Source organism: Biostraticola tofi (assembly GCF_004343195.1).
In the GTDB taxonomy this organism is placed as follows: Bacteria; Pseudomonadota; Gammaproteobacteria; order Enterobacterales; family Enterobacteriaceae; genus Biostraticola; species Biostraticola tofi.
Map to the genome: position 1 here is coordinate 64,526 of NZ_SMCR01000010.1, position 12,711 is coordinate 77,236.

Sequence of the window (12,711 nt, forward strand, 5' to 3'; positions counted from 1 at the left end):
AGCAAGCCGATGACCAGCGCTTTAAAAACATATTTAATACCACCGGCGCAGTCCGGATGCCACTTGAAATAGGCTGGCCACCTCAGAGATCTCCAATCGAACAGCGGATAAGTGTCTGATGCCGTTGGGGGGAGGGTTGGCAGTTGACACAATAATTTCAGCATTAGTAAGTGATAAGTGAATAATGACCGCATTAATACATTGGCCGTAAATGAAAGCCCGATGCGCTTTTTGAGTCATTCATTATTCATCACACCGGCCGAAGCCTAGATGATGAGTTCTTATACAGGCTGACCATCACTGATATTTACCCCTAAATACTGTTTTTACTTTTTACACCATGCGGCTCAACATCAATGAATTCTTCAAGTTCAATTTCATTACCATTTATACTTAACACCTTGAATGAAATGTTATCTTTAATCAATACTTCACCTTCATAATTCTTTAAAGTATAGATTCCAATTGGGAAACCTGATCGACTGATATGGATTTTATAAAAAACACCCTGATTAATCAGGTCCTCTTCGCCAATGTAATTTCTGGCCAGGACTTCATCAACTGAGGTCGAAAGCAAAGCCTTATCTTTTACATAATCCCCAACGTTAAGCCCATCTAGACGCGTTTTCTTCATCACCGCCCCTCGATAAACGGTCCCCTTGAAAGCAGTCAATTTTGACATCGCGCTTCTGATGTTATCCACGTGGTAAGCCAATTCATCTCTGGTAACGGGGTCTATAAATAACTCAGGCATATCATCACGCATAAACTCATTAACAAGATCATATTGTAGCCTGCCATATTGATATAATGTATCTATTTCATCAGAGGTCAGCGCTGCCTCGCCAGAAGGCTTATTCTTTAATGAAAAAAAATGTAATTCTGCAATTTCTCTCGAAAGACCTAATGTTTCAATAAGTTCTTCCTCTGGCGTATTGAGATAATAGAGACCTCTACTGGGGCTATAATGAATCTCGGCAATTTTCTGTTTCTTTTGTAGTGCAGAACAGCAATATGAATCTTTTCCATAAACATGAAATCCATTGCTATCTTTATTAATCACAGCCTCAAAGTAGACTTCATTATATTTTATGTAGCCTTTATTACTGAGAATATCAATATAGTATAAAGGGTGAATCCCATATTTCCTCATGGACGTTATGCCAGTTATTGACCTGGCATACTTTTCATTGCTTTTGAGTATAGCATCCAAATTAGCCGATAAATGTATGCATGGAGTACCGGGTGCTCTTCTGTCACGGCAGGTAAGATATTTTACCCTGGCATGAGGTGTTGTTCTTTTATAAAAGACATAATCATAAAGAGCAATTTCTGTTTCTTTTCCCAAAAACCAACTCCTGGGTATTCTACCCGGAGTTACCCTATAGTAAAATCCTTTTATCTTAATCGCTAGAATCTTAATATCCGTAATTACATTTTTTAGCACTGACATGCCAAATTCATCAGGCAAACCGATCAGATAATCATCATATTTTAAAGGAATTATCTTGCCTAATGCCGTCAAAGCACTTTCATCTATTCGCAATTTTATTTTTGATATCGAGGGTATTTCCGTCATTCCATTTTCAACATTAAATTTAATATTATTAATTTTTTTTGATGGCCGAACTTCTTTCAAGAACAACCATGTAATTTTATTTTCATCGTATATTATTTTATATCTCCCACCCTCCTTCAATGCCCAAAAATATCCATCGCTATATGTTAACTCAATCCGGGAGTTATCAATGACTGAAAAAAAATGACCCTTTTCAAGGGTGGTTGCCTGAAAAACATTACGGGTCCTTCCATTCGATTTCCCCCAGTTAGAGTTAGATGAAAAGTCAGTCATGGCTTTTGCCATAAACATAATTTGAACGTTAAAATCGTTCAGCATTTCTAAATTAACCTCATTTCCCTCCATGTCATCTGAAATTATCTGGAATAAGGTGCCGCCCATAGTCTGTAAAACTACAGTATAATTAAGATTGGGTATAAATGATGTAACCATTAAAATTACAGCATCTATTCTAGAAGTGATAAGGCTAAGTTTATTAATATCTGATTCGCTAGGACACCTACCAAATTTATGGTAGTAATTAATTACTTGAGATTCTCTTGCGAGTTCTGATATCGGATTTTTCAACGTTAATCCTATCCGCCTGAAGACCTGTGCAAGAGTCAGGCTGTGCCGCTCTTCTATACAAGAAAAATCTATTTTTTCGATCTTAACAGCATCAGGTACATTTTTTTCGGTGCTGGGAATGGCCTTGGGAAGCACAAATGACTGTGCGTTCGGTGAAGATGCAAGCTCCATTGCGTCATCACCATCCCTGGCAGTACAAGGCATATACATATCGATCTTTTTTTGACATCCCCGTGAGGGGCTGGAAAACCGCACTTTTTCCTCAACGTCGCCCCTAATGGAGCCAAATGTATTATCATTCTGTTGCCTCCTGTTATAGAAGAATGCAATAGACCCCATACTCAGAGCCACTAAACCCAGTCCTACAGCCTGTTTTCTGCTTAAGCAAGCGCCAGAGGGGCGTCGGACATTATCAATTGTCCGGCGTTCCTGGATTAAATTATCAGCTTTAGTGAGTAAATCTGAACCCTTGATTATCATCTCTTCAAGTTCTGGTTCTTTAGACTCCGATAAAGATGGCATTAATGTTGAAATTTTATTTATCAATGGGGTAAAAAGGTTATTATTGCTTAATTCTGCCTGTTTCAGATCTGATTTAAGCATACATCTTGTCGAGGAATTGGCTATATAACAGACATTATCCTTCAATGAGGACGAGCTGCTTGGTCGCATAGGCTGCGCGTGTTCCCAGCAATCAGCCCTTAGAGAAGGATAATATATATGACCTTTTGAATGGCAACGCTTTGAATTTACGGGCATAAGTCACATTCCTTTTGCTTATAATAAAAGAGGTTTTCTCTCTGAACTAATAGCATCAAATACAAATATTCAAAATAACGACGCTATTCCCTATTTTTCGGAATAGTAGAAAAAGTTAACACTATTGACGATAGAGTAATAGAATCAAGCGGATCGCTGATCCTGGTGAGCATGCCGGTTAATGAGGATAACTCATGAAATGATAATATTGCGATTATTTCCGGCAGTGCCGTTGATTGATATATTCTTCATTTATTAATGGATGCATGTTGATCCACACAAGATCAGTCTTATGGTTGCAGAGGACATCCTGAACATCAAGACGCCGACCGCAAAAACAATCAGACCATTAAGCGGTTAGACAGGTCAAGGATGCTGCCGCCAACCCGCCGATCAGTAGCTGATAAGGCCCGGCGCTAGTGAGTTCAGCGCGACGCCAAAATTGATTTGAAGAATGCGGGGGGGGTAAATGGATGACTTTGTGTCGCTGCCGGTCAGAGATACGGTGCAATAATCGCTCAATTGATCCTTTAACGGCTAAATGCAACCTGCTACACTGTATAAAACAACAGTTAACATTGAGTGTAATACGTGCATAAGCGTTTATCAGCCAGCCGCAGGGAATTTGACCCTGCCGAGGCTTATCAATATCCCGAACACCTTCGTTGTTATATTGCCAGTTTGCCTGCCCTGCCCGGCGTGTACGTTTTTCACAGCGACAGTGAGGTGATGCCGCTGTATGTGGGCAAAAGTGTCAATATTCGCAGTCGTGTGATGTCCCACCTGCGCACTGTCGAAGAGGCAAGGATGCTGCGCCAAGCCAGGCGCATTACCTGGCATGAAACCGCTGGCGAGATCGGCGCCCTGCTGCTGGAAGCCCAGATGATAAAGCAACTGCAGCCGCTGCATAACAAACGGCTGCGGCGTAATCGGCAGCTATGCTCAATCCAGGTGGTAGGCGGCATGCCTGCGGTGGTCTCGGCCAAGGAAATCGACTTCGCCCGTACGCCGGATTTGTTCGGCCTGTTCTCCAGTCGCCGCGCCGCCCAGCAGTCATTGCTGAACATCGGCGACAGTGAATCTCTGTGCTACAGCCTGCTGGGCCTGGAGCGCCTGAGCCATGGCCGCCCCTGTTTCCGTTTTCATCTGGGCCGCTGTTCGGGCGCCTGCTGCGGTAAGGAGAGCCCGGAGGACCATCAGTTGCGTCTGATGGATGCCCTGCAGCAGATGCGGGTATTCTGCTGGCCCTATTCCGGCCCGATTGGACTGGTCGAGGAGCGCGAGCAGCAGCGTCAAATACATGTAGTTGATAACTGGTATTACCTGGGATCTGTTGAGACGCTGGAACAGGCGTCAGGCCTGAGCAGGGTATCACACAGCTTTGACAGCGATGGCTACAAGATACTCAGCCGGCCGATACTCAGCGGCAAGCACGCGATCATCGAATTGAGCTGAATGGCGCTAAACGGGATGGAGATTGTCAGCATTGATTGCCCGCAGGCTACCGGTTGGCAGCGAAACAGAGCGGAAATAAAACTTGATGGGGGGCTTTTGGCTGGTTAATGAGCGAGGGTGAAGAGTATAAGTTGATTCTAGTCAGGGCGCAGGCCTGACTAGAATCAACTGAGCAGACGCGATCAGTACTTGGTGACTTTGGCCGCTTCCAGGTAGATGTCACCCAGTTCTTTCATCAGCTTATTGATTTTCTTCATCAGTTTCATGGTTTTTCCCCTTGCAAGACTTTATCAAAGTTGTGATGTTCATCACAGTTTTTACATTGTAGGGAAATCGAATTGCCATGTCAATTATTTGTGATACTCATCACAAATTTGTTAAACCATCAGTTCATTTTCTGGCAGGGCTGTCAATCATGTCAACAACGTATCCCTATCGATCGGTGGCGCGGTGCGCTCAATCGGCGTTGACAGCACCACCGAGGTCTTGGTGGCTCCATGCTGGCTTACCCGCTCGATAAACCCTTCCAGTGAGGCCATATCAGGTACTGCTCCCCGCAACATAATGCAGGCTTCACCGGTTACTCTGTGGCAGGTCAGGATTTCTGGCATCGCATTGAGCAGACGCAGGGTATTATGCCAATGGTTGTGGTTGAGGCGCATCTCCATAATAAACGCGACCGGCAATCCCAGCCGCTCCAGATTAACGTGGGCATGATAGCCGGTAATAATTTTCCTGCCTTCAAGCCTGGCCACTCTCTCGGCCACCGCCGGCGGCGACAGGTTGACTCGCCGCGCCAGTTCCGCATAGCTCAGCCGCCCCTCTTCGGTGAGCGCCGCCAGCAACTGCTTGTCGTATTTATCCATTGCCTGCCCTTTAAAAACTTGCCGTTGAATCAAAGGTAATGATGGATAATCCCCCCCATTTTGAGGAAAAAATTCAGTTATTACCGCCGACTATGGTCATAAAAACCGGTTATTCTGATTATCCTGTAACAGTACTTGAATAAAAAGGCAGTGAAATGAAAATATCTGCGTCGCCAGCACTGAGGCTTGCTCTGGCACTGTTTGCTTTATATGTCATTTGGGGATCAACTTATTTTGCCATCAAAATTGGCGTAGCCAGTTGGCCGCCGCTGATGATGGCCGGCGTACGATTTACTATTGCAGGCTGTCTGATGATCACGGTTCTGCTGCTAAAAGGACATAAGCTACCGACGCTGCGCCAGGCTCTGTCAGCCGCGTTAATTGGCACCTTACTGCTAGCGGTCGGCAACGGACTGGTGACTCAGGCGGAATTTATGCAGGTGCCGTCAGGGATAGCTGCCGTGATGGTGGCCACCGTCCCGCTGTTCACGCTGATCTTTGCCCGGATGTTCGGCCACCAGGCTTCACCGATAGAGTGGCTGGGAGTGGTGGTCGGGCTGATAGGCATTATCCTGCTCAATACCGGCGGCAACCTGACCGGCAATCCAACGGGTGCCCTGCTGGTGATTATCGCTTCATTAAGCTGGGCGTTCGGCTCTGTGCTCAGCCGCTATCTGACCCTGCCGGTGGGTTTGATGGCCGCAGCAGTTGAAATGATAGCAGCAGGCGTTTTGTTGCTCATGACCAGCCTGATGAACGGCGAAAAGCTTAGCCGGATACCTGATAAGGCCAGCCTGCTGGCGCTGATATATTTGGTATTGTTCGGATCCATTTTCGCTTTCAGCGCCTATACCTACCTGCTTAAATATGCCAGACCTGCACTGGCGACCAGCTATGCCTATGTCAATCCTGTGGTGGCGGTCATGCTGGGTATGGCGTTCGCCGGTGAACGTCTGACACTGGTCGAGTGGCTGGCATTAGGGATTATTATATTCGCGGTGGTGATGGTGATGCTGACTCAATCTTTGCGCCGGGTAAAAACCGCGTCGGTTTAAACCGGTCTTGCTCGCCGTGATTTCAGAATGACATCTATATAACCGGGAGTATAGTATGCTTTCTAACAACTTATCTTTCGGGTGATGCCGCTCCTGGCTTACCCGTGGCGGCAGAGCAGTAGATGACAAAGGTATCAGCAGCGTCGCATTCTATTGATGACGAGAGCCAGCATCGGGACTCCCAGGCGGCATCCGAGGCCGGCTCCGTACCGGATCCGACGCCTCCCGCGTCGCGGGGACTGTCCGGCATGGCACTCCTGGTTGCCGGTGCCTTCTTTATGGAGTATCTGGACGGGACGGTAATCGCCACCGCCTTGCCACAGATGGCAGTGTCGTTTGGCGTAGCGGCAATTGACCTGAATATCGGCATGAGCGCGTATCTGCTCACATTGGCGGTATTGATCCCCGCTAGCGGATGGGTAGCCGAACGCTTTGGCGCACGTCAGGTATTTGTCGCGGCCCTGGCTATCTTCACTCTCGCCTCGGTGCTGTGCGGCCTGACTCAAACCGTGCCGCAGTTTGTGATGATGCGGATCTTGCAAGGCGCCGGCGGTGCCATGATGGTGCCGGTCGGCCGCCTGGCTGTATTGCGCAGCACACCAAAATCCCAGTTGATCAAAGCCATTGCCACCCTCACCTGGCCGGCACTGGTGGCGCCGATACTCGGGCCGCCGCTCGGCGGCTTCATTACTGACTATGCCAACTGGCGATGGATTTTTTTTATCAATCTGCCGCTCGGTCTGTTCGCCATGGTCGCCGCCGTCAAACTGATTCCCAATCCGCCGCTGAACTGTCGGCCGCCGTTTGATGCCTATGGTTTTATCGCCAGCGCCATAGCCATGCTTTGCCTGGTCTACGGGCTGGAGTTGACCGGCAGCCGTCATGCAGAACTGCTGCTGATCATCGCCTGGCTGGTTCCCGGCATAGTCGCGATGCTGCTCACCCTTCGTCATCTGAAGAACGCCAGTCAACCGATGATAAGACTGGATTCGCTGCGCATCCTGACCTTTAACGTCACTATGGCCGGCGGATCGCTGTTCAGGATGTCCATCGGCGCGGTGCCGTTTTTGTTGCCGCTGATGTTTCAGGTCGGTTTCGGCATGGATGCACTGCATGCCGGGGTACTGGTGCTGGCGGTGTTTGCCGGCAATCTCGCCATGAAGCCGGCAACCACACCGCTTATCCGGTTGCTCGGTTTTAAGAGACTGCTGCTGGTGAACGGCACGCTAAGCGCAATGGCATTACTGGCCTGTGCATTCCTGACGCCTTCTACGCCGGACTGGCTGACCATGGCCGTGTTATTTTTCGGCGGACTGTGCCGATCCATGCAATTTACCGGCATCAGCACGCTGGCCTTTGCCGATATTCCCCAGGATGAAATGGCCAATGCCAACACCCTGTTCAGCACGGCTATCCAGTTGTCTATCGGGCTGGGAATCACTATCGGCGCTATTGGCGTCAGGCTGGGCGAGCATTTAACGCCTTTACTCGGTCTGGAACACCTGCCGGGTATCAGTTATCGGCTGGCGTTTGTGCTTATCACCCTGATGTCACTGATAGGGCTGCTCGATTTACTCCGCCTGCCGGCAAACGCCGGCGAGCAGGTATCGCGCAAAACCCGGCCGGGCGTTAACTGAGACTATTAGCTACCCCAGGTTTCCTGAAGCACCCGCAGCCAGTTGCCATGGCAGATTTTTTCCAGCAGCGACTGGCTGTAACCCCGTCCACGCAGGGCATCCACCAATAACTGCAGGCCGGCGACATCTTTCATATCCTGCGGTATGGAAGTCCCGTCAAAGTCTGAGCCAAAACCCACCCCGTCCTCACCCAGCTTTTCCAACAAGTACTCAACATGCCTGACCATTTCACTGACGGTCGCTTCAGGCGCCTTTTTGCCATCCTCTCGCAGGAACAGGGTACCGAAATTGACGCCGACAAAGCCATTACGCTCCCGAATTGCCGCCAATTGATCATCGGTCAGGTTGCGCGACTGAGCACACAGAGCATGGGCATTGGAGTGACTGGCCACCAGCGGAGCGTTTGAAATCCGAGCCGTCTGCCAGAAACCCTTTTCGTCCATATGAGACAGGTCAACCATAATGCGTCTGGCATTGCAGGCTTGCACCAGTCTCAGGCCGGCAGGCGTGAGCCCCGGTCCGATATCCGGCGATGATGGATAGCGAAAAGGCACACCGTGGCCAAAAATGTTCGGCCGACTCCATAAAGGCCCCAGAGTCCTCAGACCAGCGGCATAAAGCACCTCCAGTAAATCCAGATTCGGGTCCAGCGCCTCTGCACCTTCAATGTGCATCACTACCGCCAACACACCTTTGCCTATGCAATCGCGAATGTCCGACGCGCTGCGGCAGATTTTAACCTGCCCGCCCGATGCTTGCTCTATACGCAGCAGCATCGCCAGCATGGCAAAAGTCACCTCACGCGCTTGTTCCAGAGAGGGCGTTGACGGAACAGTGTTGAAGTCCAGCAAATCTGGCGCGCTTCTTGCTGTATCAAAATGTGACGGAACATACGCCGCAAATAAACCGCCGACCATGCCCCCTTGCCGGATACGCGGTAAATCCATCTGTCCGGCAGCGGGGCCTTCCAGGAATGCCAGGGTCGGATTATCCCGATGTGAGCGCCACAAGCGCAGCAGTACATCATTATGGCCATCAAAAACAGGTATGACATCGGGGGTAAGAGAGCGGGTTGTGGGCATGACGTTTCATCCTGGTGCAATATTATCGACATGATCAATGCATGCCCCATAAAGGTGCTGATGATGCACTGTCATGGAGCGTGTATTTTAGCCTTCCATCATCAATGGAGCAGAGCATTAAAACCACCAGCCATCGGGGATGTCAAGCTATAAACATTACAACACCTGATTAATTTACTTATAAATCATATAGATAGGAGAAGTCATGGTTTCCAGAAGACATTTCATTGCCGGCGTAAGCGCGGTGCCTTTCCTGTCGTGGCTCAGCCTCAATTCAGCCTACGCCGCTACGCCCGCCACCATCCTGGTGATGGCGATGCAATTGGATAATATGACCAGCCTCGATCCCCACGAAAGTTTTGAAGGCACCGGCAATGAAATTTGCGGCAATCTCTATCAACGGCTGGTAGGCCCCAATCCGGCAAAAGCGGATGAAATCATTGGAGAATTAGCGACCAGTTGGGACGTCGGCAGCGACAGTAAAACCTTCACCTTCCATCTGGATCCTGCGGCCAAATTTGCTGACGGCAGCCCGGTCACCGCTGAAGACGCTGCTTTTTCACTGCAGCGCGTCGTTGCCTTGGATAAAAGTCCGGCCTTTATCATCAATCAATTTGGTTTTACTAAAGACAATGTCGCCCAGCACATTGTTGCCAAAGATGCTCAAACCCTGGTGATCACCACAGACCAACCGGCCGCCGAGACTTTCCTGCTTTACTGCCTGTCAGCACGGGTCGGCAGCGTAGTGCAGAAATCGCAGGTGATGGCAAACCAGCAGGGTGATGATTATGGCAACGGCTGGTTGAAGCAGCACAGTGCAGGTTCGGGCCCCTTCACCCTTCGCGCCTGGAAGGCCAGTGAAAGTGTCATCCTCGAAAGCAATCCCCAACACCCCCAGGCAGGCAAAATCAAGCGTATCATCCTGCGCCATATCGTCGATCCTTCTTCTCAATTACTGATGCTGCAAAAAGGAGATGTGGATATCGCCCGCAACCTGACTACGGAACAATTACGTCCGCTGCAGAAAGACACCCATTTCCATTTGGTACGCGAACCGGTATCACGCATCATGCATTTGTCCTGTAATACCGCTATCGGTCCGTTGTCCAAACCTCAGGTCTGGCAGGCGATCAAATGGGCAGTGGACTATGACAGCATTCAGAAAAACATCATTCCCCTGACGCATGAAGTACATCAGAGCTTCCTGCCTAAAGGGTTCCCGGCGGCGCTGAACGACACGCCATTCCAGCAGGACATTGTCAAAGCCAAGGCATTGATGGCCGAAGCCGGTTATCCGGATGGCTTTGAGATAACCCTCGATCATTACTCGCCGCAACCCTTCGCCGATATTGCTCAGGCGTTACAGACCCAACTCGGCGCTATCGGTATCAAGGTGCAGCTTATCGCCGCCGAAAACCGCCAGGTACTGACCAAAATGCGTGCTCGTCAGCAGCAGTTGGCGCTCACGGTATGGGGAGCGGACTACTTTGATCCCAATTCCAATACCGAAGCATTCTGCGTCAATACCGATAACAGTGAAAAGGCGCGCAGCCGCACGCTGGCCTGGCGCTGCTCTTGGTCAAACCCCAAATTCAACCAACTGACCGAACAGGCGCTGCACGAAACGGATGCGGCCAAGCGTATCGCCCTCTATGAACAGATCCAGCGGGAGCACCGTGAAAGCAGCCCATTCATCGAAATGATGCAGGAATCGATTACCGCCGCCTGCCGTAAAAATATCGACGGTGTGTCGATAAGCGTACTGCTCGACAGTCCCTATGAAAAGGTCACTAAAGCGTAATGCAGCGGCTAACAGGTTTTCTGAATACCTTAGGCAGCATGATCCTCACGCTGTTCGGCCTGTCGGTGCTGACGTTTTTCATCGGTAGGGTCATGCCTACCGACCCGGTGCTGGCGGCTGCAGGCGATAATGCGCCACAGGCGGTGATAGAAAGGATACGCGCGGAAATGGGGCTGGATCAGCCCTTGTGGGTACAGTTCGGTCACTATCTCAACCAGTTGTTGCACGGCGATCTCGGCCGCTCGGTGCTGACGTCCAATGCCGTCAGTACCGATATTGCCCGTTTTTTCCCGGCGACGCTGGAACTGGCAACAGCGGCAATCATTATCGCCGCTCTGGTAGGTATTCCGCTCGGGGTATGGGCGGCGGTCCGACAGGGCAAATGGACCGATCAGGTTATCCGGGTGATTTGCCTGGCGGGACATTCTCTGCCGGTATTTGTACTGGCACTGCTGAGCCTGCTGATTTTCTACGCCGTGCTGGGCATCGCTCCCGGCCCCGGGCGTCAGGATATGATCTATCAGGATATGATCCCCCAAGTGACGGGATTGCTGACGGTGGATTGCCTGCTGGCCGGCGACTATGACGCCTTGCGCGACGCGCTGGCTCATATGGTCCAGCCGGTGCTGATTCTGGCTTATTTCAGCATGGCTTATATCACCAGGATGACGCGCACTTTCATGCTTAACGCGCTCAGCGGCGAATTTGTTATTACCGCCCGGGCCAAGGGGCTGTCGCCCGCCAGGGTTATCTGGCGCCATGCCTTCCCGACCGTTGCGGTCCAGTTGGTTACTGTGCTCGCTCTGACCTATGCCGGCTTGCTTGAAGGCGCGGTAATAACCGAAAACGTGTTCGCCTGGCCAGGGCTCGGACAATACCTGACCACCTCGCTGATGAATGCCGACATGAACCCGGTGATCGGCGCTACGTTGGTAGTGGGCTGCGTCTATGTGGTGCTTAATATGTGTGCCGACCTTCTCTATCGACTTTGGGATCCGCGCGTAAAATGACTTTTTTTGTCTCACGAGCCTGGTTGCTCGACGAAACGCCTGCGACTCGCCGTCAGGCAGTCTGGGGCCGCCGCTACCGTTTGTGGCTCGGTCTGAAGACCAATCCGATGGCCATGGGCGGCCTGCTGATTATACTGGCAGTGCTTATTCTGTCCCTGGCTGCCCCGCTCATAGCCCCTTACGATCCGGGGGTGCAGGATTTAACCAACCGCTTGGCAACGCCTTCTTCACGGCATTGGCTAGGTACTGACGAACTAGGACGGGATATTTTCACCCGAATACTGTTCGGCGGGCGCACTACGCTTGGCATGGTTATCTCGGTGGTGGTGCTGGTAGCCCCTATCGGGCTGCTGGTAGGTTGTCTGGCCGGCTATGCCGGCGGCTGGATGGATAAGATATTGATGCGCGTAACCGATATCTTCTTGGCGTTTCCCCGCCTGGTGCTGGCGCTGGCGTTTGTCGCCGCCCTAAAACCCGGTGTGGAAAGTGCGGTGCTGGCGATTGCCCTGACGACCTGGCCGCCTTATGCACGCCTTGCCCGCGCTGAAACCCTGCAATTTCGTCACAGCGATTTTATCGCAGCCTGCCGGCTTTCCGGCGCCGGACCGGCGCGCATCATCCTGCGCCACGTGATGCCGTTATGCGTACCCAGTCTTATTGTGCGCATTACGCTTGATATGAGCGCCATTATCATCACCGCCGCCAGTCTGGGCTTCCTGGGCATGGGCGCACAGCCGCCGTCCCCAGAATGGGGGACGATGATCGCCACAGCCCGCCGTTTCCTGTTCAGTGAATGGTGGGTGCCGCTGATGCCCTGCATCGCTATTTTTGTCACATCGCTGGCGTTCAACTTTCTCGGTGACGGTCTACGAGACGTGCTCGACCCCAAGGAGCGGTAAT

The 12,711-nt window shown here is 50.8% G+C and carries 9 protein-coding genes; 6 read left to right on the forward strand and 3 right to left on the reverse strand.

Annotated elements, in window-relative coordinates; genetic code table 11:
* Positions 1-313 precede the first annotated feature (313 nt).
* The gene (locus tag EDC52_RS16700) at positions 314-2,749 is read right to left on the reverse strand and encodes an ADP-ribosyltransferase (RefSeq protein WP_165911744.1); all 2,436 of its coding nucleotides are present in this window, start codon (positions 2,747-2,749) and stop codon (positions 314-316) included.
* A 747-nt stretch (positions 2,750-3,496) separates the two neighbouring features.
* Between EDC52_RS16700 and cho the strand changes: the two genes are divergently transcribed.
* Positions 3,497-4,360: an excinuclease Cho gene (gene cho / locus EDC52_RS16705; protein ID WP_131866935.1), complete on the forward strand. Its 864-nt coding sequence runs from the start codon at positions 3,497-3,499 to the stop codon at positions 4,358-4,360.
* Positions 4,361-4,773: 413 nt separating this feature from the next.
* Here cho and EDC52_RS16710 read toward each other — a convergent pair whose 3' ends face one another.
* Complete coding sequence (locus tag EDC52_RS16710; protein WP_131866937.1) at positions 4,774-5,226, reverse strand: Lrp/AsnC family transcriptional regulator; 453 nt, start codon at positions 5,224-5,226, stop codon at positions 4,774-4,776.
* 155 nt (positions 5,227-5,381) lie between these two features.
* Between EDC52_RS16710 and yedA the strand changes: the two genes are divergently transcribed.
* Together yedA and EDC52_RS16720 are read left to right on the forward strand one after the other, a co-directional pair.
* Entirely contained in the window at positions 5,382-6,281 is a 900-nt protein-coding gene (gene yedA, locus EDC52_RS16715; protein ID WP_131866939.1) for a drug/metabolite exporter YedA, read from the forward strand.
* A 122-nt stretch (positions 6,282-6,403) separates the two neighbouring features.
* Positions 6,404-7,918, forward strand: a complete 1,515-nt coding sequence (locus EDC52_RS16720) for an MFS transporter (RefSeq protein ID WP_131866941.1) — start codon at positions 6,404-6,406, stop codon at positions 7,916-7,918.
* Between the two features lie 5 nt (positions 7,919-7,923).
* Here the strand turns inward: EDC52_RS16720 and EDC52_RS16725 are convergent, their stop codons facing one another.
* Positions 7,924-9,000, reverse strand: a complete 1,077-nt coding sequence (locus EDC52_RS16725) for a dipeptidase (protein WP_131866943.1) — start codon at positions 8,998-9,000, stop codon at positions 7,924-7,926.
* 205 nt (positions 9,001-9,205) lie between these two features.
* On the opposite strand from EDC52_RS16725, the gene EDC52_RS16730 reads away from it, so the two are divergent.
* From EDC52_RS16730 to EDC52_RS16740, 3 genes are read left to right on the forward strand one after another with little or no spacing between them, the layout of a single operon-like run.
* Positions 9,206-10,801: an ABC transporter substrate-binding protein gene (locus tag EDC52_RS16730; protein WP_131866945.1), complete on the forward strand. Its 1,596-nt coding sequence runs from the start codon at positions 9,206-9,208 to the stop codon at positions 10,799-10,801.
* Positions 10,801-11,811 carry an ABC transporter permease gene (locus tag EDC52_RS16735; protein WP_131866947.1) on the forward strand — a complete coding sequence of 337 codons (1,011 nt, stop codon included), beginning with the start codon at positions 10,801-10,803 and terminating at the stop codon, positions 11,809-11,811. Before EDC52_RS16730 ends, EDC52_RS16735 begins: the two co-directional genes overlap by 1 nt.
* Positions 11,808-12,710, forward strand: a complete 903-nt coding sequence (locus EDC52_RS16740; RefSeq protein ID WP_131866949.1) for an ABC transporter permease — start codon at positions 11,808-11,810, stop codon at positions 12,708-12,710. The genes EDC52_RS16735 and EDC52_RS16740 overlap by 4 nt, the downstream gene beginning before the upstream one ends.
* Position 12,711 lies beyond the last annotated feature (1 nt).

Excerpts from the sequence above, each read along its gene's own strand:
- EDC52_RS16700 (WP_165911744.1), bottom strand. The coding sequence starts at position 2,749 with ATGCTTAAATCAGATCTGAAACAGGCAGAATTAAGCAATAATAACCTT.
- EDC52_RS16710 (WP_131866937.1), bottom strand. The coding sequence starts at position 5,226 with ATGGATAAATACGACAAGCAGTTGCTGGCGGCGCTCACCGAAGAGGGG.
- yedA (WP_131866939.1), top strand. The coding sequence starts at position 5,382 with ATGAAAATATCTGCGTCGCCAGCACTGAGGCTTGCTCTGGCACTGTTT.
- EDC52_RS16720 (WP_131866941.1), top strand. The coding sequence starts at position 6,404 with ATGACAAAGGTATCAGCAGCGTCGCATTCTATTGATGACGAGAGCCAG.
- EDC52_RS16725 (WP_131866943.1), bottom strand. The coding sequence starts at position 9,000 with ATGCCCACAACCCGCTCTCTTACCCCCGATGTCATACCTGTTTTTGAT.
- EDC52_RS16730 (WP_131866945.1), top strand. The coding sequence starts at position 9,206 with ATGGTTTCCAGAAGACATTTCATTGCCGGCGTAAGCGCGGTGCCTTTC.
- EDC52_RS16735 (WP_131866947.1), top strand. The coding sequence starts at position 10,801 with ATGCAGCGGCTAACAGGTTTTCTGAATACCTTAGGCAGCATGATCCTC.
- EDC52_RS16740 (WP_131866949.1), top strand. The coding sequence starts at position 11,808 with ATGACTTTTTTTGTCTCACGAGCCTGGTTGCTCGACGAAACGCCTGCG.